Annotated in this window: 23 protein-coding genes and 1 tRNA gene; 13 read left to right on the top strand and 11 right to left on the bottom strand. The window is 71.8% G+C overall.

Annotation, left to right across the window (positions count from 1 at the left end; all coding sequences use genetic code 11):
• Positions 1–164: 164 nt before the first annotated feature.
• Positions 165–935, bottom strand: a complete 771-nt coding sequence (locus tag CFN78_RS21715) for a helix-turn-helix domain-containing protein (protein WP_240519611.1) — start codon at positions 933–935, stop codon at positions 165–167.
• A 141-nt stretch (positions 936–1,076) separates the two neighbouring features.
• Between CFN78_RS21715 and CFN78_RS21710 the strand changes: the two genes are divergently transcribed.
• Entirely contained in the window at positions 1,077–2,639 is a 1,563-nt protein-coding gene (locus tag CFN78_RS21710; protein WP_094864705.1) for an alpha/beta hydrolase, read from the top strand.
• A gap of 170 nt (positions 2,640–2,809) precedes the next feature.
• On the opposite strand, the gene CFN78_RS29280 is transcribed toward CFN78_RS21710, so the two are convergent.
• Complete coding sequence (locus CFN78_RS29280) at positions 2,810–2,977, bottom strand: hypothetical protein (RefSeq protein ID WP_165777658.1); 168 nt, start codon at positions 2,975–2,977, stop codon at positions 2,810–2,812.
• Positions 2,978–3,111: 134 nt separating this feature from the next.
• Entirely contained in the window at positions 3,112–3,651 is a 540-nt protein-coding gene (locus tag CFN78_RS21705) for a M15 family metallopeptidase domain-containing protein (RefSeq protein ID WP_094864704.1), read from the bottom strand.
• Between the two features lie 177 nt (positions 3,652–3,828).
• On the opposite strand from CFN78_RS21705, the gene CFN78_RS21700 reads away from it, so the two are divergent.
• From CFN78_RS21700 to CFN78_RS21685, 4 genes are read left to right on the top strand one after another with little or no spacing between them, the layout of a single operon-like run.
• On the top strand, positions 3,829–4,728 hold the full coding sequence (locus CFN78_RS21700; protein WP_165777657.1) for a phosphatase PAP2 family protein: 900 nt from the start codon (positions 3,829–3,831) through the stop codon (positions 4,726–4,728).
• A gap of 29 nt (positions 4,729–4,757) precedes the next feature.
• Positions 4,758–5,468, top strand: a complete 711-nt coding sequence (locus CFN78_RS21695; RefSeq protein WP_094864702.1) for a response regulator transcription factor — start codon at positions 4,758–4,760, stop codon at positions 5,466–5,468.
• A complete protein-coding gene (locus CFN78_RS21690) occupies positions 5,465–6,889 on the top strand; it encodes an ATP-binding protein (protein ID WP_240519610.1) in 1,425 nt (474 codons plus the stop codon). The genes CFN78_RS21695 and CFN78_RS21690 overlap by 4 nt, the downstream gene beginning before the upstream one ends.
• Positions 6,886–7,326, top strand: a complete 441-nt coding sequence (locus CFN78_RS21685; RefSeq protein ID WP_133116414.1) for a hypothetical protein — start codon at positions 6,886–6,888, stop codon at positions 7,324–7,326. Before CFN78_RS21690 ends, CFN78_RS21685 begins: the two co-directional genes overlap by 4 nt.
• 157 nt (positions 7,327–7,483) lie before the next feature.
• Here CFN78_RS21685 and CFN78_RS21680 read toward each other — a convergent pair.
• From CFN78_RS21680 to CFN78_RS21665, 4 genes are all read right to left on the bottom strand, one after another.
• Positions 7,484–7,557, bottom strand: a tRNA-Pro gene (locus CFN78_RS21680).
• Positions 7,558–7,639: 82 nt separating this feature from the next.
• On the bottom strand, positions 7,640–8,590 hold the full coding sequence (locus CFN78_RS21675; protein ID WP_094864802.1) for an LLM class F420-dependent oxidoreductase: 951 nt from the start codon (positions 8,588–8,590) through the stop codon (positions 7,640–7,642).
• Positions 8,591–8,613: 23 nt separating this feature from the next.
• The gene (locus tag CFN78_RS21670) at positions 8,614–10,710 is read right to left on the bottom strand and encodes a S9 family peptidase (RefSeq protein WP_094864700.1); all 2,097 of its coding nucleotides are present in this window, start codon (positions 10,708–10,710) and stop codon (positions 8,614–8,616) included.
• A 21-nt stretch (positions 10,711–10,731) separates the two neighbouring features.
• A complete protein-coding gene (locus CFN78_RS21665; protein ID WP_094864801.1) occupies positions 10,732–11,598 on the bottom strand; it encodes a PPK2 family polyphosphate kinase in 867 nt (288 codons plus the stop codon).
• Positions 11,599–11,750: 152 nt separating this feature from the next.
• On the opposite strand from CFN78_RS21665, the gene rocD reads away from it, so the two are divergent.
• Complete coding sequence (gene rocD / locus CFN78_RS21660) at positions 11,751–12,980, top strand: ornithine--oxo-acid transaminase (protein ID WP_094864699.1); 1,230 nt, start codon at positions 11,751–11,753, stop codon at positions 12,978–12,980.
• 244 nt (positions 12,981–13,224) lie between these two features.
• Here rocD and CFN78_RS21655 read toward each other — a convergent pair whose 3' ends face one another.
• Genes CFN78_RS21655 through CFN78_RS21645 form a run of 3 tightly spaced genes read right to left on the bottom strand, consistent with a single transcriptional unit; the run spans position 13,225 to position 16,759 of the window.
• Positions 13,225–14,130, bottom strand: coding sequence for an NAD(P)/FAD-dependent oxidoreductase (locus CFN78_RS21655; protein WP_094864800.1), 906 nt, complete (start codon positions 14,128–14,130; stop codon positions 13,225–13,227).
• Positions 14,127–15,131 (bottom strand): quinone oxidoreductase family protein, encoded by a 1,005-nt coding sequence (locus tag CFN78_RS21650; RefSeq protein ID WP_165777656.1) that lies wholly within the window; start codon positions 15,129–15,131, stop codon positions 14,127–14,129. Before CFN78_RS21650 ends, CFN78_RS21655 begins: the two co-directional genes overlap by 4 nt.
• A gap of 5 nt (positions 15,132–15,136) precedes the next feature.
• A complete protein-coding gene (locus CFN78_RS21645) occupies positions 15,137–16,759 on the bottom strand; it encodes an ABC-F family ATP-binding cassette domain-containing protein (RefSeq protein ID WP_094864697.1) in 1,623 nt (540 codons plus the stop codon).
• Positions 16,760–16,863: 104 nt separating this feature from the next.
• On the opposite strand from CFN78_RS21645, the gene CFN78_RS28595 reads away from it, so the two are divergent.
• On the top strand, positions 16,864–17,526 hold the full coding sequence (locus CFN78_RS28595; protein ID WP_133116413.1) for a phosphatase PAP2 family protein: 663 nt from the start codon (positions 16,864–16,866) through the stop codon (positions 17,524–17,526).
• Here CFN78_RS28595 and zapE read toward each other — a convergent pair.
• Positions 17,477–18,514: a cell division protein ZapE gene (gene zapE / locus CFN78_RS21635; protein WP_094864695.1), complete on the bottom strand. Its 1,038-nt coding sequence runs from the start codon at positions 18,512–18,514 to the stop codon at positions 17,477–17,479. The two genes, CFN78_RS28595 and zapE, sit on opposite strands and share 50 nt — an antisense overlap.
• Positions 18,515–18,605: 91 nt before the next feature.
• Between zapE and CFN78_RS21630 the strand changes: the two genes are divergently transcribed.
• From CFN78_RS21630 to CFN78_RS21605, 6 genes are all read left to right on the top strand, one after another.
• Positions 18,606–19,382, top strand: a complete 777-nt coding sequence (locus CFN78_RS21630) for a pyrimidine reductase family protein (protein ID WP_094864694.1) — start codon at positions 18,606–18,608, stop codon at positions 19,380–19,382.
• Positions 19,379–19,963 carry an RNA polymerase sigma factor gene (locus CFN78_RS21625; protein ID WP_094864693.1) on the top strand — a complete coding sequence of 195 codons (585 nt, stop codon included), beginning with the start codon at positions 19,379–19,381 and terminating at the stop codon, positions 19,961–19,963. The genes CFN78_RS21630 and CFN78_RS21625 overlap by 4 nt, the downstream gene beginning before the upstream one ends.
• Positions 19,960–20,430 carry a hypothetical protein gene (locus CFN78_RS21620; RefSeq protein WP_094864692.1) on the top strand — a complete coding sequence of 157 codons (471 nt, stop codon included), beginning with the start codon at positions 19,960–19,962 and terminating at the stop codon, positions 20,428–20,430. The genes CFN78_RS21625 and CFN78_RS21620 overlap by 4 nt, the downstream gene beginning before the upstream one ends.
• 213 nt (positions 20,431–20,643) lie before the next feature.
• Positions 20,644–21,111, top strand: a complete 468-nt coding sequence (locus CFN78_RS21615; RefSeq protein ID WP_094864691.1) for an Asp23/Gls24 family envelope stress response protein — start codon at positions 20,644–20,646, stop codon at positions 21,109–21,111.
• A gap of 84 nt (positions 21,112–21,195) precedes the next feature.
• Positions 21,196–21,567, top strand: coding sequence for a hypothetical protein (locus tag CFN78_RS21610; RefSeq protein ID WP_094864690.1), 372 nt, complete (start codon positions 21,196–21,198; stop codon positions 21,565–21,567).
• Positions 21,564–21,893, top strand: coding sequence for a hypothetical protein (locus CFN78_RS21605; protein ID WP_094864689.1), 330 nt, complete (start codon positions 21,564–21,566; stop codon positions 21,891–21,893). The genes CFN78_RS21610 and CFN78_RS21605 overlap by 4 nt, the downstream gene beginning before the upstream one ends.
• The last annotated feature ends 10 nt before the right edge of the window (positions 21,894–21,903 follow it).

Below are 21,903 nucleotides of genomic sequence, written 5' to 3'. Positions count from 1 at the left end.
CCGGTAGTTTTCGGTCGATGGGTTTCGTGATCGAGGCCGCGACCGGCTGTACGACGGGAAGTCTTCGTACCGGTGTCGTACTCGGGCTTTCCGCCGCGACCACGCCAATTGCCGGACGGGGCCCGGTCACCGGTTTCCGGCCTCCGCGATCCCCGGCCCGATCCTCACCCTCCCGCGACCGAGTTCGCGGTCCGCGGGAGCAGGATGTGCAGTCGGCGCATCACGTCCTGTTGAGCCGGGTTGTAGAGCTCCCGTTTCGCCGCCTCGGTGGCCGACTTCGAACGGTCACTCCCGAACGGGGCGCCGGCGTGCAGATCACGGAGCGCGGGGTGTCTGATGTGGATTCCGTGGACCGCTGGCACCATTCGCTCGGCAAGGTCCCGGCAGGTGCGGTCGTCGGCGTCGGCATCGAGGCCGGTGAACTCGAGACCGGCCGGATCGGTGGCCTGCTCGCGAAGCAGGTCGGCGTAGGCGCGGCGCCGTTCCACACCGAGCACCCTGGACATGACGACCAGGAACGACCGGTCGGCGTGGTTCAACTGCCTGCCAACGGTGGCCGGGGCGAACCCCGAGGGCAGCTCGATCGGCACGCGCTCCCGCAGGATGGTGGTGACCTCGGCCTGAACCCGGCGCAGCCGGTCCATGGTGCCGGTGAGTTCGGCGTCGAGGAAGCGCCGTGCTTCCTCCGGCCGGTCGCCGAGAGCGTCCAGGACCGAGATCCTGGACAGCGAGAGGCCGAGTTCGGTCAGTCGCTTGATCCGCAGCAGGCGTGCCAGGTGGTTCTCGCCGTATCGCTTGTGCCCGTTGGCCGTTCGGGCAGGCGGCTCCAGCAAACCGATCTCGTTGTAGTGCCGGACCGCCCGCTGGCTCGTTTCCGCCAACTCGGCGATCTCGCGGATACTCCACACCATGCCGCCTCCGTTCTCGATTGGCACCAATACACACTGTGCCGCTTCGGCACGGCCAAGAAGGACACCGGGCGAGCTGCCTACGAGTGCCTGCTCCGCCGTCTGGGTGATCCGAATCACTCGATTTCGACTGGAGTGTGCCGTTACGTCCAGGTGCAAGCTTCCCGTATGTTCATCTCACGTCGCTCCCGACGGTGGCCGGTGGCCGCCGTCCTGCCAGTACTGCTGACGCTCGGCGCCTGTTCCGAATCGGCGCCGGCTCCCTCCGACGTTGCCCAGTCGCCTCCCGAGCTGGCCCGGTTCTACGACCAGAAGCTGCAGTTCGGTTCCTGCGAGGGGTACGCGACCACCGCCGCGGACGAGAAGGCGTTCGCCGCCAAGCCGGGGTTCCAGTGCGCCCGGCTGGAGGTACCGCTGGACTACGCGAATCCGGACGGCCCGACCGGGCAGATCGCGATGCTGCGGGCTCCCGCACGGGGTGAGTCGCAGGGGCCGTTGCTGCTCAACTCCGGCGGCCCCGGCGGCGCGGGCATGGTTTTCGCGGCCACCACGGCCGAGAATCTCGCCCAGAGCGCGGTGACCGAGAAGTTCGACCTGATCGGTTTCGATCCCCGCGGCGTCGGCGCCTCCACCCCCGCCGTCGAGTGCTTCACCACCGAGCAGTATCTCAAGGGCGACACCTCGACCGAGTTCTTCCTCACCGCGGGCGACTGGACCGCGGACGACGCGCGCAGGCTCACCGAGCAGTGCGGCGAGCGCTCCGGCGGAGCGCAGACGCTGGCGAGCGTCGGTTCCCGCGACACCGCCCGCGACATGGACGTCCTGCGCGGCGCGCTCCAGCAGGAGAAGCTGAACTTCCTTGGCCAGAGCTACGGAACCCGGATCGGCGCCCTGTACGCCGAGCAGTTCCCGCAGAACGTGCGCGCGATGGTGCTCGACGGTGCCGTCGATCCCCGTGCCGGCAACGAACGCAGGCTGGGCCAGTACACGGGTTTCCAGCAGACGTTCGACGCGATGGCCGCCCAGTGCGCGGCGGGCCCGGACTGTCCGCTCGGCACCGACCCGGCAGGCGCAACCGAACGGTTCCAGGAGATCGTCCGGCCGCTGCTCGATCAGCCGCTGCAGTACGGCGACGGACGGCAGTTCACCTACCAGGACGCGGTCAACGCCACCATCTACGCCCTCTACGACCCGGAGGCGTGGCCCGCGGTCCCGATGGGACTCGCCGGGATCCAGGCCGGCGACCCCTCCCTCTTCGTCGAACTTCTCCAACTCGGCAGCGGACGCGAAGCGGACGGCCGCGGCAGCAACATGACCAGCGCGAACTACGCCATCACTTGCATGGACGAGCAGCGCATGAACAAGGAGCGGGCCGCCGACTTCCGGGCTCAGATCTATCAGGCCGCTCCGTTCGCCGACCCTGGTCGCGACACCGACGGCACCGTGGACTCCTGTGAGGTGTGGCCCGCCGCGCCGAAGCCCGCGTATCCGTTGCCGGAACACATCGAGGGCCTGGCCCCGACGCTGACCGTCTCGTTCACCAGGGACCCGACCACGCCCTACGACGGTGCGACCCGCATGGCCGAGATGCTGAAGGGCAGCTTGCTCAGCGTCGACGGTGACGGGCACACGATGGCCGCCGCCGGTGCGAACCCCTGCGTCAACCAGGCCGTGGCCGACTACCTGACGACTCTCAAGACCCCTGCCACCGACGCGCGCTGCGCCACCTGATCCGTTCACGACCCCGTCGTGAGGCGGTCGCCCGGTTCGCCGGGCGACCGCCTTCACCGTCCACATCCGACACGGCACCCGAACGGCCGTGGTGGCGGTCGCTCTCAGCGGGCGGGCGGGGCGATGACGTCGATGATCCAGGTGCCGCCGAAGCGGTCGGTCAACTCGCCCTAGAGCGTCGAGAACACAGAGGGCCCAAGGGGTTCGACGATCGTCGAACCCCTGGCCAGTGTGTTCCAGTAGCCGGTGCTCTCCCCCGCGTCCGCTCCGCGCAAGGAAAGGTAGAACGGGATCTCCCCCGGGTTCCACGACTCGGCCTTCCATACGTCGTAGGCCATGACGTGGGATGGGCCTCGCCGCCACTCTCGCCCGGTTCGACGCCGACATCACCGTCCCCTCCCCACCCGCGCTCCGGGACGCCTTCGCCACCCGGCCCGGCGCCGCCCGGACCGCGGGGTGAGCGTCCGTGGGGTCAGCTCAGGACGAGGGCGAGCCGGGCACCGGGGTGCGGGCGCTGCTCGGGTCTGCTCGTCCGGTACTCGAAGTGCCACCACTCGTTGCGGTAGGTGCGGTACAGGCCATAGGCGGCGCCGTGGTCCTCCAGCCAGCGCGCGCCCTCGACGGGGCGTACATCGACGGCGATTCCCTTGACGTGCGCGGATTCCTCGGCAGGCAGCACCCGGGTGCGGGCCGCATGCGGCGAGCCCAGCCTGGCGACCTCCTCGGCGAACAGTTCACGCTGCCGCGCGTGGTCGCGGTGCCCCGAGGTGACGCCGATGAGCCGGCGGTCCCGCCAGAAGGCCACGGCGCGGGCAGCCGTCAGCGCGTCACGCGTCGTCGCGGTGAGCCCGGCCAGGTCCTCGTCCGGGAAGCGCAGCCCCAGAGCCCATTGGCAGGCAAGGAAGCGGGCCCTTCCCGGCGCGCAGACGAACGCGAACGGAAGCAGTGCCAGCGCGAGAAACCTGGTCAGTATCGCGAAAATCCGATCGCGGCTGGTGTCGGAAACAATCATGGAGCCGAGTCTCGGCGGTAAATGTGCCGCCGCGGCGCGGGTTCCGTGACGGCCGCGCGACGGTCGTGTCATGGTTTCGCACGGACGCCACGGATCACCGTGCGGCCGGGAAGACTGTGACACGACGATGACACGGCGCGGACCGTCCGGGAACGAGCCGTCGTCATGGTGGAGGGCATGACTGCGCACCTGATGACCAGGCCACCCGATGCGCGGACGGCGAGCAGGTACGGACTGTTCGGGGCCGCACTGGGGTTCGGCGCCGCCGCGGCCGTCGTCTGCGCGGTGTTCGTGTGGACGTCCGCGGGCCAGTCGGTGGACCGCGATCTTCTTCCCCGCGCAGAACGTGGCGGCGGCTACGAGCAGACCACCGGGCTGGTGGCGCCCGCGAAGACCGTACTGGAGTCCTTCGGCGACACGGCGACGCTGCTGACGCTGGTGGGAGCCGTGCTGCTGACCGGAATCGCGAGCGGGCGAGCACGGGCCGGGGTGGCCGGGGTGCTGGTCTTCCTCGGCTCGGCGGGTCTGGCGAGAGCGCTGAAGCCGATGATCGAGCGACCGGACTTCGGCCTTCTCGGGTCGACCACGCACAACAGTTTTCCCAGCGGCCACGTCGCCGCGGCGGCGGGCCTGTTGGTGGGGTTGCTGGTCGCGGTACCCGCGCGGATGCGCGGGCTGGTGGCCGTGCCGGGAGCCGCCGGGGTATCGGTGATCGCCGCCGCGACCATGGTGGCGGGCTGGCACCGGCTCAGCGACGTCGTCGCCGCGGTGCTGCTCGCCGCCGCACTCGGTTGCCTCGCCGTGGCCGTCCTGCGGCCCGCCACCGAACCGTACCGGGTCTCCGACGCCGCGAACTGGCTGGCGGCCGTGCTGATGCTGCCGCTGTCGCTGGCGCCCGTGGTCTACGCGGGCGTCCTCGCACCCGGGCCCGCCCCACTGCTGATCGCCATGTCGGTGGCGGGAGCGGTGGTCACCGCGACCACCCTGGTGCTCGTGCACGTACTGGGTTCGGCCGGGGCTCGGGCCGAACCCGCACGGGGGCGGTCGGCCGCGGCCGCGAGCGGGACACGGCCGTGAAGGACGCGCGAAACCCGCCAGGTTTTGCGATGCTTCAGCGCGTGTCCCGAATTCTGCTGATCGAAGACGACCCGGCGGTGCGCGACGGACTGCAGCTCGCGCTCGGCAGAGCGGGCCACGCCGTGGAGGTCGCGGAGTCCGGCGAGCGGGGCCTCACGCTGCTGGCCGGGACATCACCGGACGTGGTGGTGCTGGACCTGCTGCTGCCCGGCATCGACGGGTTCGAGGTCTGCCGCCGGATCAGGGCGGGCGGGGACCTGCCGATCATCATGCTCACCGCGCGCAACGACGACATCGACGTGGTGGCAGGTCTGGAGGCCGGTGCCGACGACTACGTGGTCAAACCGGTCCGGCCCAGGGTGCTGGACGCCAGGATCCGCGCCGTGCTGCGCAGGACCACCGCCGAACGGGCAGCCGGCGAGGACCACGCTGGACCGAAGCCCGAACGGTACGGCACTCTGACCGTGGACCGGGACGGGCTCGTGGTGAGCAAGGACGGCGTGCCGGTGAGCCTCGCGCCGACGGAACTGCGCCTGCTGCTCGAGCTTTCCGCCGCGCCGGGGCGCGTGCTGAGCAGGCGGCAGCTCCTGTCCGCGGTGTGGGAGCACGACTACCTGGGCGACTCGCGGCTCGTCGACGCGTGCGTGCAGCGGCTGCGCGCGAAGATCGAGAACGACTCGACGGCACCGGTGTACGTGCAGACCGTGCGCGGCTTCGGCTACCGTTTCGGGCCGGTGTGAACAACATCTTCGGTCACGACCGGGCACCGTGGGGTCTGCGGGCCCGGCTGCTGACCGCGTTCGCGGTGCTCGTCGTGGTCACCACGGCCGGGGTCGCGGGTGTGATGTACGTGCAGGCGCGCGGTGTGATCCTGCAGAAGGCACAGGACACGGCGGTACTGGCGTTGATCGAGCGGGTCAGGAGAATGCCGCCGATCGCCGAGATGCCACCGAGCCAGGACCAGCTCGACTGGATCTCCAACTCCCTGTCCGAGGGGAAGGAACACGCGAGCGCCGTCTACGGCACGCTGCGGTCCCGGTCCGCAGGCGACGTCGCCGCGGCCTCCCCGGAACTGCGGGCAACGGTGGGAGCAGGCACGGTCGCGTGGCAGCGGGTATCCCGTTCCCGCGGCACGGCACTGGTCATCGGTGTCCCGCTGCGCATCGAGGATTCCTCGTACCGCTCCGGCATCGAGGTCTACAGCACCTACGACCTCACCGCGGAGGACGAGGCCGTCAAGCAACTGTCACTGCTGGCCTGGTTGACCGGTGGGGGCGCGATGGTGCTCGCGGTGGGGCTCGCGCTGTTCGCCGCGCGCGGGGTGCTGCGGCCGGTGCGCGAGCTCGGCGATGCGGCACGACGGCTCGGTGAGGGTGATCTCGCGACCAGGCTGGAGGTCCGTGGTGCGGACGAACTGGCCGGTGTGGCGGGCACCTTCAACACCACCGCGAGCGCGCTGGAACGGCACATCGAGGACCTGCGCCGGATGGAGTCCGACGCCAAGCGCTTCGTCGCGGACGTCTCGCACGAGTTGCGGACGCCGCTGGCCGCCATGACCGCGGTCGCCGACGTGCTCGAGGAGGACACCGCGCTGCTGCCCGGGGACGCGGGCCGTGCGGCACGGCTGGTCAGCCAGGAGGTACACAACCTGACCCGGCTGGTGAACGACCTGATCGAGGTCAGCAGATTCGACTCCGGTGCCGCCGCGCTCGCACTGGAGGATGTGGATCTCGCCGAGGCCGTGCGGGCCACCCTGCACGCCCGCGGCTGGGCCGACGAGATACGGACCGAGTTGCCCGAAGGCCTGACCGCACGGCTCGACCCGCGGCGGCTCGACGTCATCGTGGCGAACCTGGCTGGCAACGCACTGAAGCACGGGGCACCGCCGGTGGTCCTCACGGTCCGGGCCGGAGCGGGCGAGGTGGTGGTCGAGGTCGGTGACGACGGTCCCGGCCTTTCCGGGGAGGTGCTCCCGCAGGTGTTCGATCGCTTCTACAAGGCCGACAGTGCCAGGACACGGTCCGAGGGCAGCGGGCTCGGGCTCGCCATCGCCTGGGAGAACGCCCGCCTGCACGGGGGAAGCCTGGTGGCCGCGAACCACCCACGCGGCGGCGCGCTGTTCATTCTCCGCCTGCCGAGCCACCAGGGAGGAGCGTCATGAGGCGTGGACCGGCTGCCGTCGTGCTGTTGCTCGCCGTCTGCACGGGTTGCGGTGTCGGTGCGAGCGAGGTCATTCCCGGTGCGCCCGGCCCTGACGTCGCCACCGAGGGAACCCCGCTGTACTTCGTCCGCGACGGAGAGCTGGCCATGGTGCTGCGATCGTCGGCGGGCACGGACGTCGCCACGGCGCTCGCGATCCTGCCGGACGGGGTGAGCCCGGACGAGGCCGCGCGCGGCTTCACCACCGAGGTGTCTCCTTCCGCCGCACCGATCGACCTCGTCCAGGGGCCCGACGGCGCGGCGACGGTGTCCCTGGCGATCGCACCGGACTCGCTGTCGCCCACCGCGATGCACCAGATCGCGTGCACCGCGCGGACCACGGTCCGGCTGACCGGTGACGGCATCACCACCGATCCGGTGCGCTGCCCCGTCCGGTGAGCCGTTCCGCGGACTCGCGGCGCCCGCCCCTCGGCGATGCGCGGACCCCGATTGCCGGGTAAAGGTGTCGCTGAGTGATCCGCTCGTCTTGACAGCGGCGGTCACGATCAAAGAAAAGGGCCTTCGCAGTGAACAACCTGCGAAGGCCCTTTGCCGGTCGGGATGACAGGATTTGAACCTGCGACCCCTTGACCCCCAGTCAAGTGCGCTACCAAGCTGCGCCACATCCCGGCCTCGCCCTGCGTGCTGGCGATGCCGTCTACTTTAGCGCGCCCGGTTCGGCGGCTCGTCGGCAGGGGCCCGTCACGCTCGGTCAGCGCGGCGCGAGGCCCCGGACCTGCTCGAACGGGTCGCCACCGGTGGGCAGCAGGGCGATCACCGGGGTGTCGAGCCCGTTCTCCACATAGGACTGGACCTTCTCCCTGCACTCGTCGAGGCTGCCGTGCACGATCAGCTCGTCGACGACCTCGTCCGGGATGACCTCGTTGGCACGCTGCCGCTCGCCCGCCGCCCACGCCTCGTGCATGGGCGCCAGTGCCTCGCCGCGGCCGAGCCATTCGTGGAACGCCCGGTAGACGGGCACGGTCAGGTAGCTGCTGATCAGCATCCTGCCGAGTCCCCTGGCCGCGTCGGCGTCCTCGGTGGGGCAGACGAACACCCGGGCCGCCAGTTCGGTGTCCGGGCCGATCTCCGCCCGCACCGTCGGTACGTCCCCGGGTGCGAGCCAGTTGGTGATGGCACCGTCGGCCTCCCGCGCGGCCAGTCGCAGCATTCCCGGGCGCAGCGCGGCGAGCATGATCGGTGGCGCCGGGTCGGGAACCCGTTCCAGCTTGAACTTGCCGACGGAGAACGTCGGGTACTCGGCGGTCACCTTCTCCCCCGCCAGCGCCGAACGCAGGAACCGCAGCGTGTCCCGGGTGCGCGCGTACGGCTGCTCGAACTCGGCGGCGTTCCAGTTGCGGACGATCACCGGTGACGAGGTGCCGATGCCGAGTACGAATCTGCCGGGCGCGCACTCGGCGACGGTCGCGGCACTCATCGCGAGCAGGCCGGGACCGCGGGTGTAGACCGGGACGATCGCCGTGCCGAGCCGCAGTTCCGGCGCCCACTGCGAGGCGAGCACCAGCGGCGAGAACGCGTCGGTGCCCGCGGTCTCGGCCGACCACGCGTCCGTGTAGCCCAGGTCCGGCAACTGCTCCACCAGCTCGCGGTGCGCGGTGAGCGGCACCCCGGTCAGCGGGATGGTGATACCCCAGCGTTGCATGCTCTCCACCTCTCGGCCCGCGGCTATTCGACGCCCAGTTCGCGCTTGATCCAGCGCACCTGGGTCAGCATCAGGTTCTCGGCCATGTCCTCGCCCTGCGGCGACATGTGGGTCGCCCCGGCCAGCGGCAGGAAGGTGTGCGCACGCCCCGCCGCCAGCAGCGCCGAGGAGAGCCGCAGCGAATGGGCGACGAACACGTTGTCGTCGGCGAGGCCGTGCACGAGCAGCAACGCGGACCGCAGTTCCGGTGCGTCGGCGATCAGCGAGTTGCGCCGGTAGCTGTCCGGTTCGTCCTGCGGGGTACCCAGATACCGTTCCGTGTAGTGCGTGTCGTACAAGGACCAGTCGGTGACCGGTGCGCCCGCGACTCCGGCATGGAACACATCGGGACGGCGCAGTACGGCCAGCGCGGACAGGTAACCGCCGTAGGACCAGCCGCGGATCGCGACCTTGCCCAGGTCGAGTTCCGGGTGCTTCGCCGCCGTGGCGCGCAGGGCGTCCACCTGGTCGGCGAGCGTCACCTCGGCGAGCGCGCCGGCGATCTCCCGTTCCCAGGCGGGGCCCCGACCCGGCGTGCCGCGGCCGTCGGCGACCAGCACGGCGAAGCCCTGGTCGGCCAGCCACTGCGAAGTGAGGAAAGCGTTGCGGCTCTGCAGTACGCGCTGCGCGTGCGGCCCGCCGTAGGGGTCGAGCAACACCGGCAGCGGACCATCCGCGGGCTCGTATCCCCTCGGCAGCAACAGTGCGGCACGCAGTCCGCGCTCGCCGACGGTCAGCCAGCGCGGCTCCGGAACGATTCCGGGGTCCACTGTGGACGATGTGATGCCGGCGACCGCCTTGCCGTCGGACAGCACCGACACCTCGGGGCCACTGCGTTCCAGGCTCCACGACGAGAGAACGGTCACCTCGGTGCCGCCGGATCCGATGTGCACACCGTCCGATGTGGACAGACGTTCGACGGAGCCACCGGAAGTGCGGTACACGTGGATCTGGGTCGGATCGGCGGCGGAAGCACTGAACAGCACCTCTTCGCCGACGTGCAGCACCGAGCGGACCTGCAGCACCGGGTCGGTCACCGCGACCCCGTCGACGATCAGCCGGTGACTGCCGTCGGCGGGGCTCACCCGCACCAGCCGCCCGTCTGCTGTCCACGCCGGAACCCCGGCGGTCAGGTCGATCCAGTGCTCGTCGTCCTCGGCGTGCAGGCGCCGCGTCGAGCCGTCCGCGGGGTCGACGGCGTGGATCTCGTACCACTTCTGGTCGCGCGACTGGACGGCGATGAGCGGCGGGCCGCCCACCGACCAGTGCACGGCCGCCAGGTACTCCCAGTCGCCGCGCTCGACGTCGACGCGCGAACCGTCCAGTCCGAGGAACGACAGCGACACGTCCACATTGGACGATCCGGCAGCGGGGTAGGCGACGGTGTCGACGGGGGTGTCCGGGTTCGCCGGGTCGGCGATGTTCCAGCGCGGCACGGCGGACCGGTCGGTGCGCTCGACGAGTACGGCGCGCCCGTCCGGGGACCACCAGTAGCCGCGCGCCCGGTTCATCTCCTCGGCCGCGATGAACTCGGCGAGCCCCCAGGCAATGTCCTCACCGTCCTCACCGTCCTCACCGTCCTCACCGATCAGCAGGGTGTCGGACCCGGTCCCGAGGTCGGCGATACGCAGGCCGCGGTCGCGCACGTAGGCGACGTGAGTGCCGGCGGCGTTCGGCCGCGGGTCGATCGCCGCGCCGTCGACGAGCGTCGTGATCGTGCCGTCGGCGAGGTCGACGGTGAACAGCTTGCCGGACAGGGAGAACGTGGCGATCCGGAACTCGCCGTCCACCGCGTAGCCGACGACCCCGCCGGATGTCTCCCTCGCACGTTCCCGGCGGGCCCGCTCCTCGGGCGGCAGCTCCTCCTCACCGGGCAGCAGTTCGGCGGCATCGACCACCACCGACTCGGTGCCGGTGCCGAGGTCGAGCGACCACAGGCTGTTGCGCCGGTCGGTACCGGACGCCGCGCGCAGGAACAACACCGTGGCCCCGTCCGGGGAGACCCGGAACTCCTTCGGCGCGCCGAGGGTGAAGCGCTGCGTACGGGCCTGCTGCCGGAGGAAGGAGAGCTCTGCGGTCACGGATGGCACTCTGTCAGACGATCAGCCGCGGCTGCCAGTTGCCCGCGCGCTGGTGAGGGTGTCGGCGTCGATACGGGCCAGTTCGGCCACGCGGTCGTACGCGGGTTCGGGGAACCTCGGGGCGAGCTCGCGCAGCGTCTCGACGAGCAGGGCGGCGACCGCCCAGTTCCGGTACCACTTGCGGTCGGCGGGCACGACGTACCACGGCTCGTCCCGGGTCGAGGTACGCGCGATGATGTCGGCGTAGGCCTGCTGGAAGTCCGGCCACCGGGCGCGGTCGTCGAGGTCGGCGGGGCTGTACTTCCAGAACTTGGCCGGATCGGTGAGCCGCTTGCGCAGCCGTTCGAGCTGCTCCTCGGGTGAGATGTGCAGGAACACCTTGACGATCGTCGTGCCCGAGGCGGTGAGCTCACGTTCGAAGGCGCCGATCTCGGCGTACCGGGCCCGCCACTGCTCGGCGGGCAGCAGTCCCCGCACGCGGGGCACCAGGACGTCCTCGTAGTGGGAGCGGTCGAAGACGCCGATCCGGCCCGGATCGGGCAGCCGCGGGCGGATCCGCCACAGGAAGTGGTGCCGCCGCTCCTCCTCCGTCGGCGCGCCGAAGCCCGCCACCCGCACGCCCTGCGGATTCACCATGCCGAGCACATGCCCGACCGTCCCGCCCTTGCCGGAGGTGTCCATTCCCTGGAGTACCAGCAGCACGCTGCGCCCGCCGCCGGTCGATCCCTCCGCGTAGAGCGCCTCCTGCAGTGCCGCCAGATCCCGGCCGGTCTCGGCGAGCCGTTCCCGGCCCTCCGCCTTCGTTCGCGGGCCCACCGGGACCGCGCGTGGTTCGGGGAGTTCCCCGGTGGCCAGCAACGCTTCCCGTACCCGTTCCTCGTGCGACATGCGCGCAGGGTAGCGGGACGCGCGGCGGTGAGCGGAGAGGTACACCCCGCACAATGTTTCCCTGCCAGAACCCCGCAAAGGCGCAACGAACAGCGCCGCGAAGCAACGTTGTCCGGATGAATTCACCGCCCAGGAGGCTCTAACCTGAACGCATGACTACGTTCGCCGAAGACATCAGGGCCGCCGGGTCCGCCGAGTTCATCGCGCTCGACGAGCAGTGGAGCACGCACAACTATCACCCGCTCCCGGTGGTCATCGCCGAGGGAGAGGGCGCCTGGGTCACCGATGTCGACGGCCGCCGGTACCTGGACTTCCTGTCCGGTTACTCCGCGCTGAACTTCGGCCACCGGCACCCGGCGCTGGTCGAGGCGGCCGTCGCACAGCTCGGCCGCGCGACGCTGACCTCGCGCGCCTTCCACCACGACCAGCTCGGCCCGTTCTGCCGGGAGCTGGCCGAGCTGACCGGCACCGACGTGGTGCTGCCGATGAACACCGGTGCGGAGGCCGTCGAGTCGGCCGTCAAGCTGGCACGCAAGTGGGCGTACCGGGTGAAGGGCGTGCCCGCGAACACCGCCGAGATCATCGTCGCCGGTTCGAACTTCCACGGTCGTACCACCACCATCGTCTCGTTCTCCGACGACGAGACCGCGCGCGCCGACTTCGGCCCGTTCACGCCCGGGTTCGTCGCGGTGGAGTACGGCGACGCGGCCGCCCTCGCCGCCGCCATCACCGACCGGACGGCGGCGGTGCTGCTGGAGCCGGTACAGGGTGAGGCGGGCGTGGTCGTGCCGCCGGACGGCTACCTCGCCGAGGTCCGCCGCCTCTGCGACGACGCCGGTGTGCTGATGATCGCCGACGAGATCCAGTCCGGGCTGGCCCGCACGGGCACGCTTCTCGCGCTCGACCACGAGCGGGTGCGCGCCGACCTGTACACCCTCGGCAAGGCGCTGGGCGGCGGCATCGTGCCGGTGTCCGCCGTCGTCGGCACCCGGGAGGTGCTGGGGCTGCTCAAGCCTGGTGAGCACGGATCCACCTTCGGCGGTAACCCGCTCGCCTGCGCCGTCGGCCGGGCGGTCGTGCGACTGCTGGCCACCGGGGAGTTCCAGCAGCGCTCCGCCGCGCTGGGCGCCCACCTGCACGACAGGCTCGCCGGTCTGGTCGGCGACGGTGTCTCCGCCGTGCGCGGCCGCGGCCTGTGGGCAGGCGTCGACATCGCGCCGGGCGGGCCCACGGGCAAACAGGCGTCACTGGCGCTCGCGGAACGTGGCGTGCTGTGCAAGGAAACCCACGGCACGACGCTGCGCATCGCACCCCCGCTGGTGATCACGCAGGAGGAGCTGGACCGCGGGATCGACGCGATCGCCGAGGTCCTCGCCCACTGATCGGTCCGGGCCCGGCCGCCCGCGGACCCTGGACCGGCCCCGCACGGTGGGTGGATCATCCACCGGAGACGGAAGGAGCCGATCGTGGCCACGCGGGCGGTACGGGCCGATCTGCGGACCTTCACCACCTCGGCCGAGGTGTTCGAGCGCGAACGGGCGCTGCGGCAGACCGTGCCGGTCCGGGCGCCGAGGACGAGGAACTGGTGGCCGCAGTCCGATCCGGCCGGGTGGCCGCGGAAGACGGTCAGCCGGCGAGGGTGGCGACCTCGTCGGCGCAGCCCCAGGACAGGGTGATGCCGGATCCACCGTGGCCGTAACAGTGGATGACGTCGTGGACGCGTTCCAGGCGCACCGCGGGCCGGGCCGGGCGCAGGCCGACCCTGGCGCGCAGCACCTCGGCATCCGCGACGGCGGGGACGAGTTCCGCGCACCGGCGCAGGATGTCCGCCGTGGTCGCCTCGTCGACGGTGGCGTCGGCGCTGCCGGATTCCTCCGTGCCACCGCAGACGGCGTAGGAACCGTGCGGCAGTACGTAACTGAAGGCGTCCTCGTCCACCACCCACTCGGTGAGGCCGGGATCGGCGATGTGCACGACCTGTCCGCGAGCGGGTGTCACCCGGGTGTCCCCGGCCAGCGGGCCCGCGCCGAGCCCGGCCGCGTTCACCACCAGCTCCGCGTCCGCACGCACCGCGTCCAGCCCGGGCACCGTCCTGGTCTCGAAGCGCACGCCCGCCGCGGCGGCCCTGGCGCGCAGCCACGGCAGGTACACCGCGGTGTCCACGAGCGGCGGGCGGAACGCGAGGGCGTCCACCCAGGGGCTGCCGAGTTCGGTGCGGGCGATGCCGCCGACCGCGTCCGCCCAGCCGGGTACCGGTCGTTCGGCGCGGCGCAGCAACCTGCCCGGCAACGCCCGCACACCGGTGCCCTCCGCACCGGCCAGCCGGGTGAACTCGGCGACGCTCGCCGCCGTCCAGTCCGCGCACCGCCGCGCGGGCTCGGCGTGCCGCGGATAGACCAGTCCGCCGGCGACCATCGAGGTGGTCAGCTCCACGGGCAGCGCGGACACCAGAACGACGTCGTGGCCGGCCTCGCCGAGCCGCACGGCACAGCTCAGCCCGATGACGCCCCCGCCGGCAATCCCGATCCTCACCCGCACCCACCTGCCGCTCGTCCGTCCATCGCCAGGACGATCTTGCCCATGCCCTCGCCCGCGCGCAACGACGCCAGCGCCCGCTCCGCCTCGTCGAAGGCGAACACGGCAGCGGTCCGCGGCACCGGGATGTCCCTGCCCGGCGGGGAAAGCGTCTCCCGGGCGGCGGTCACGACCCTGGCGCGGGCGGCATCGTCGCGGGTGCGGAAACTGGTGCCCAGCAAACGGATCCGGCGGCGGGCGAGCCGGTCCACGTCCAGTGTCGAATACCGGCCGCCGAGCCTGCCGACCTGGACCAGGGTGCCGCCGACCGCGGTCACCCCGACCAGTTCGTCCAGCAGCTCCCCACCAACATGGTCGACCACGATGTCCGCGCCTCTGCCCCCGGTGGCGTCGAGGACCACGCCGGCGAGGTCGTCCACGCTCGTCACGACGGGCTGTGCTCCCGTCGCGGCGAGCGCGGCGGCGTTCCCGGGTCGCGTGGTGGTGCCCAGCACCGGGGACGCGCCCGCCCAGCGGGCGAGTTCCGCGCCGTAGCGTCCGACACCGGACGTGGCCCCGGTGACGAGCACCGACCGGCCGGGCCGCAGACCGCCCTGGGTGAACAGTGCGTCGTGCTCGGTGAGCAGGGCCGACGGCCAGGCGGCCGCTGCCGTCATCGGCATCCCGGCCGGCACCGGGAGCAGGAGCCGATGGTCGACGGCGACGAACTCGGCGAACGCTCCGTCCACCATCGCGCAGACGTGCTCACCCTCCGCCACCGCGGGCACACCCGGGCCGGCCCGTTCGACCGTGCCGGACAGGTCCGAGCCCGCGATCGCCGCGCCGGCACGCCGCGCTCGCGGCGCGTACGTCCCGTCGAGTTCGTCGGCATCGGCCCGGTTCAGCCCGGCGGCGGTGACCCGCACCAGCACCTCGCCGGGGCCGGGCACCGGGACCGGCACGGCCTCGTGCCGCCAGCCTCCCGGCCCGACCACGACGGCCCGCATGGTGTCGCCCATCGGTGTCATCGCACCCGGTCGACCCGGCCCGCGTCCCACACCGGTTCGTCCACTTCGGACACCGTGCCGTCCGCGGCGAAAAGCAGGTAACGGTCGAAGGTCCGCGCGAACCAGCGATCGTGCGTCACCGCGACGACGGTACCGGTGAACTCGCCGAGAGCCTGCTGCAGTGCCTCGGCCGAGACCAGGTCGAGGTTGTCGGTCGGTTCGTCGAGCAACAGCAGGGTCGCCCCGGACAGCTCCAGCAGCAATACCTGCAGACGCGCCTGCTGTCCGCCGGACAGAGTCTCGAACGGCTGTTCCGCCGAGGCGGCCAGCCCGTATCGGGACAACGCCGCGGTCGCCGTTCCCCGGTCGACCCCGCGCCGGGTGCCCTCCCCCTCACCGAGGATGCCCACCGGGGAGCGTCCGGTCCACTCGGGATGGTGGTGGGTCTGCGCGAACAATCCCGGCACCACCCGGGAACCCAGCCTGCACTCGCCGGTGTGCGCCACCGTCGTGTCGCCGCCGAGCAGACGCAGGAAATGACTCTTACCGGACCCGTTGGATCCCAGCACGCACACCCGGTCGCCGAAGAACACCTCGGTGTCGAACGGCCGCATCAGCCCGGACAACTCCAGCCCGGCACAGGTGATCGCCCGCAACGCGGTGCGCCCACCGTGCAGCCGCGGCCGCACCCGCTGCTCGCGGGGAGGCAACGCGGGCGCCCCCTGTTCCTCGAATTTGCGCAGCCGGGTCTGTGCTGCCCGGTATCGCGAGGCCATCTCGTCGCTCATCGTCGCGGCCCGCTGCAGGGAGCGGACGAGTTCCCGCAACTGCAGGTGCTTCTCGTCCCACCGCCTGCGCAGTTCCGCCATCCGGTCGACGCGTGCGCGCCGGGCGGCGGCCCAGCCGCCGAAACCACCGCCGTGCACCCACGCCGTACGGCCCTCCAGGGTGACGATGTGGGTCGCCGAGGCGGCGAGCAGTTCCCGGTCGTGGCTGACCAGCAGCACCGCCTTCGGCGTCTCCGCGAGCCGGGCCTCCAGCCACCGTTTCCCCGGTACGTCCAGGTAGTTGTCCGGCTCGTCGAGCAGCAGGACCTGTTCCGGCCCGCGCAGCAGGGCCTCCAGGACGAGCCGTTTCTGCTCTCCGCCGGAGAGGGTGCTCACCTCGCGGAACCGGGCGCGGTCGTAGGGCACGCCGAGCGCCGCGACCGTCACGGTGTCCCACAGGACCTCCGCCTCGTAGCCGCCGCACTCGCCCCAGGAGGCGAGCGCCGCCGCGTAGCGAAGCTGGGTGGGCTCGTCCTCGTCCTCCATCATCGCGAGCTCGGCGGCGTCCAGTTCGCCGGCCGCCGCCCGCAGCGCCCCCGGAGCGACGGCGAGCAGCAGATCGCGCACCGTCCGGTCGTCCCGTACCGAGCCGATGAACTGAGGCATCACCGCCATCCCGCCACGGACCCTGGCGGTACCGCCGACGGGATCGAGTTCCCCGGAGATCAGCCGCAGCAAGGTCGTCTTACCTGCCCCGTTGTCGCCGACGAGAGCGACCACATCGCCGCCGCCGACCCGGAAGGAGACGTCGTCGAACAGTTCCCGGCCGTCGCCGGTCCGGTACGCGAGCACACTGGCCTCAAGAAACCCCACGGCTCCATGGTCACCCAGACCGGGCTAGCCTCGCGACCGAATTCCCCGCCGAGGGCCGTGGCGGCCCGGCAGGCTCCACGACAGGCGACGCGGAGGACATGGTGATGACCGGGCCCGGCTCGCCGCGCCTGCTGGTGCTCGTGGTCGCGGGCGTCCTGCTCACCCTGGTGCCGGGACTGCTGTTCGCCGGGGAACGCGAGCCGCGCGGGCCGGACGCCGCGATCGAGGACGCCGTGCTCGGCGCGCTGGCGGAGCAGCGGTCACTGCTGCGGCTGCTGGTGCTGCCGACCGAGGCCCCGGTGCTGCTGCCGGTACTGCTGATCGTCGTCTGCGCCTGCCTCCGGCACCGGGACCGGGCGGGCGCGGCACTGGCCGTTCTCGCCCCGGCCATCGCCGTCGCGGCGAACACGTGGCTGCTCAAGCCCGCCTTCGGCCGGGTCTACGACGACCATCTCGCGTATCCGAGCGGACACACCGTCAGTCTCGTGGCGGTGCTGACCGTGCTGGCGGTGCTCGCCCGGCCCGGCACAGCCACCGCTGTGGTCGTCACCCTCGGCACGGTGCTGCTGCTCGCCGTCGGTCTCGGCATGGTCGGCTCGCGGTTTCACTACGCGAGCGATGTGCTCGGCGCGGCGGGTTTCGGCGTCGCCGTCACGCTCACCGTGGCCTGGGCACTGCACCGGGCGGATCCCCGGTCGCGCGGCGGGACGGCGGCTGTCAGCGATCCCGGGACGCCACCTGACCGGCGTCGCGGGCCAGTGCGGTGAGCCTGCTGACGGCGCGCAGGTATTTCTTCCGGTAGCCGCCGGCGAGCATCTCCTCGGTGAACAGGTTCGGCAACGGCTCTCCGGAGGCGACCACCGGGATCGCGCGATCGTAGAGCCGGTCGGCGAAGGCCACGAAGCGCAGGGCGACGCTCTGGTCCCCGGCGGGCCGGATGCCGCGCAGGTGCACCATGGACGTGCCGTCCAGCAGCCTGCCGTAGCGGGACGGGTGCAGGGTCGACAGGTGCGCGCACAGTGCGTCGAAGTCATCCACAGTGGACCCTTCGTGCCTGCGCGCGGACTCGTCGAGCTCCGCGTCGGTGACCGGCGGCGGCGCGTCGGGCAGTCCCCGGTGCCGGTAGTCCGGCCCGTCCACGCGGACCACGCCGAACCGGGCCGACAACGACTGGATCTCACGGAGGAAGTCGTCGGCGGCGAACCGGCCCTCCCCCAGCTTGTCCGGCAGTGTGTTCGAGGTGGCGGCCACGTACACCCCCGCCTCGGTCAGCTCGCGCAGCAACCGGGTCACCAGCATCGTGTCACCCGGATCGTCGAGTTCGAACTCGTCGATGGCCAGTAGACGGTGCTCGGACAGCCTGCGGACCGCCTCCGCGAACCCCAGCGCGCCGACGAGGTGGGTCAGTTCCACGAAGGTGCCGTACGCCTTGGGTGACGGGGCCTCGTGCCAGGTCGAGGCGAGCAGATGCGTCTTGCCGACGCCGAACCCGCCGTCCAGATAGAGCCCCATCGGACCGGTGTCCCTGCCCCCGCCGAACAGTCCGCGCCAGCCGGCCCGTTTCCGGCCCGCCTCCGCGACCCGCCCGGCGAACGCGGCACAGTCCCGCACCGCGGCGGCCTGGCTCGGCTCCTCGGGGTTCGGCACGTAGGTGGCGAACCGGACCCCGTCGAACCGCGGCGGCGGGACCAGCGCGGTGACCAGCTCGTCCGGGCTGAGGCTCGGTGTCCGGTCGGTGAGGTGCGAGACGGTCATGGCGGACAGGCTAGCCAGCGCGTCCGAGTGACCTGGCACAGGCGCGGCAGGCCGGATCGACGGCGGACACGGGGCGTGCTGGGATGGGCAGGTGCACAGCCTGCTGCCGACGCCGCCGGACGGCACACCGCCGTCCGCGCTCTCCGACGACGACCTGGCCGGCGTCTACGCCTACCCGGATTCCCTGACGAGGCCGTGGATCCAGGCCAACTTCGTGTCCTCGGCGGACGGCGCGGCGACGGTCGCCGGGGTATCGGAGGCGCTGTCGCACCCGGCCGACCGCAGGGTCTTCCTGCTCGGCCGGGAACTGGCCGATGTCGTCCTGGTCGGTGCGGGCACCGTGCGCGCCGAGGACTACCGCGGCGTCCGTGCCACCGGGCGGCGGCGGGAACGCAGGCTCGCCGCCGGGCTGACGCCGGTACCGCCGATCGCGGTCGTCAGCGCGCGTTGCGCGATCGACCCCGGCTCGCGACTGCTGACCGACACCGAGGTCCCGCCGATCGTGCTGACCACCGCGTCCGCGCCGCAGGCACGGCGCCGGGCGCTGACCGCCGCCGGGGCGGACGTGGTCGTGCTGGGCGAGCGCGTTGCCGCGCCGTCGGCGATCGTCGACGAGCTGGCGCGCCGCCGCCTGTTCCGGGTCGACTGCGAGGGCGGGCCGGGCCTGTTCGGCGGGCTGGTCGCCGCCGATCTGGTCGACCAACTCTGCCTGACCGTCTCCCCCGTGCTCGCCGGTGCCGGCCCTGGGCGGATAGTCAGTGGCGTGCACGGCGGCGCGGCGGTGGATCCGCGACGGATGGAACTCGCCTCGCTGCTGCACGAGGACGGCTACACCATGTTCCGTTACCGCAGGACGGGCGGCAGATGAGACCGACGGACGAGCAGCTCGTCACCCGTGCCGCGCGCGGCGACGGGGCGGCGTTCGACCAGCTCGTGCGCAGGCACACGCCGAGGATGTACCGGGTGGCTCTGCGGATCACCGGCAGCCCGGCCGAGGCGGAGGACGTGCTCCAGGACGCCTGGATCTCGGCCTGGCGCGGGCTGGCCGCGTTCCGCTCGGAGTCGCAGGTCTCCACCTGGCTGTACCGGGTGGTGACCAACGCCGCGCTCGCCCACATCCGCCGCCGCAAGCCCACGGTGTCACTGGACGCCGCGCTCACCGGCGACGGTGACGACGAGAGCGGTCTCGGGCTGATGGACACGGCGCTGGTGGCCGACCGGCGAGCCGGGCCCGAACAGCACGCCGTGCGAGCCGAGCAGGCCGACGCCGTCCACCGGGCGATCGCGGGTCTCGATGTGGCACAACGGGTTCCGCTGGTACTGCGGGAACTCGAGGGACTCAGTTACGAGGAGGTGGCCGAGGTGCTGCAGGTGAGCGTCCCAGCCTTGCGTTCGCGGCTGCACCGCGCAAGGGTTGCCCTTCTCGCCCGACTCAAGGAGGTCCGATGACGTCCGCGGACCCGAGCGGTGCGCCGCAGCCATCCGCCCCGGTGCCGGACCCTCGCGACGATCCGGCCTGGGGCCTGGTCCGCTCGGCGGCGGCCGCGACGGTCCCGACGCCACCCGGCCTCGTCTCCCGGGTACTGCGCTCGGTTCGAGGTGTCCGCGGACGTCTGCACGGCGAGCCGGTCGTCGTGGAGCAGGAGGGCGGCCGCCTCCATGTCGGCGAGCGCGCGCTGGTCCTGCTGACGCGCACCCTCGCGACCGAGCTCGGCGCGGCGATCGGCGGCGTGCACGTCTCCGCCGTCGCGCTGGAACCCGAAGGGCTGGAAGTGCTGGCGACCGTGCGGTTCGGGGTGCACGCGGACGACGCGGGGGCCGCGCTGCGCTCACGTCTCGCGGCGGCGCTCGCGGACCAGCTCGGAACCACGGCACCACCCGTCAGTGTGCATGTCGTCGACGTGCATCCGGGCTGAGGCGGCGTACGCTCACCTGCAGCGCCCTGTGTTGTCGGTCACTCGTTAAACCGCAGGTCAACGACTTCACCCGATCGGTTATTAGTCCATTCGAGTGAGTTTGCGAAAGGCCGTCGGCGGGAACGACATCGTAGATCGCACAGGCGCCGATCAAGGCCAGGCACATTCGCCGGCCGGCGGCACCATCTCAGGCTCGGAAAGGAGCACACATTCATGGCGCAGCCCACTGCAACCAAGGCCGGTACCGACACCTCCCCGGTGACCCGGGCCGGTAACTCCGCGGCACTCAACGAGGAGGGCAACGCGGGCAAGACCACGATCTCCTCCTCCGTCGTGCAGAAGGTCGCGGGCATCGCCGCACGCGAGGTCTCCGGCGTGTACGCGCTCGGCGGCGGAGTTTCCCGGGCGTTCGGTGCGATCCGCGAGCGCATCCCGGGTTCGGGCACGGTCACCACCTCCGGGGTCTCGGTCGAGGTCGGCGAGAAGCAGGCGGCGGTCGACCTGGACATCGTCGTCGAGTACGGCGCCCGCATCGTCGACGTCGCGCGTTCCGTGCGCCGTAACGTGATCACGACCGTCGAGCAGATCACCGGGCTCGACGTCATCGAGGTCAACATCGCGGTGAACGACATCCACCTCCCCGAGGATGACGAGGAGCCGGAGACCTCGCGCGTGGAGTGATCCGACATCGTCCGATGTGGACGATCGCCTGGGCGCGGCACGCGCCGCACCCAGGCGTGCCGCCCTCGCGAAGGAGCTGAACCGATGACCGCAGGCGCCACCCCCGATGATCCCGGCCTGCTGGCCGAGGCCATCGCGAACGAGGTCCTCGGCCACCCGGCGGTGGTCCGGCTGGACGGCGGCGCGTTCGGCGCGCTGGCCACCCACCTGCCGGGCCGCAAGGTCGCCGGCGTCAGGGTCACCGAACTCGGCGAACCGGTGGAGATCGGCGTCGTACTGCGCCTGACGGGCAGCCTCCCGGCGGTCACCGGCGACCTGCGCACGCGAGTGCGCGCGATCGCCGGTGACGTCCCGGTACACGTCGAGGTGACCGATGTGGACACCGGCGAGGTACCGTCCGAAGTGGACGGAACAGCGCCGGGAACGCCGGAACAGCCGGGAAAACGGGTGGGATGACCCACGGCCCGCACGAGGACACCGACGCCCGCGAGTCACGCGCGGCGTTCCGTGCGTTCGTGCGGGCCAACCACCCCGACGTCGGCGGCGACCCCGAGGAGTTCGCCGCGGGACTGCGCCGGCTGCGCGCCCAGCGAGATGGCGAGCGCGAGACCGGCACCACGTCGGGGCCGGCCTCCCCCGGTTCCCCGGCAACCGAGCCGGAGAACCTCTCGCGGTACGACGCCCCGATCCACATCGTCGTCGACCGCGGCGGGGTTGCCGGAACCGTCGACCGGGTACGCCGATGGCGGGGCCGCCGCAAACGTCCGCCCCGGGTCATCTGACCCGGACCCG

The sequence above is a fragment of the Amycolatopsis antarctica genome (assembly GCF_002262875.1).
Lineage (GTDB): Bacteria > Actinomycetota > Actinomycetes > Mycobacteriales > Pseudonocardiaceae > Amycolatopsis > Amycolatopsis antarctica.
This window is presented reverse-complemented; position numbering and strand designations above follow the sequence as displayed.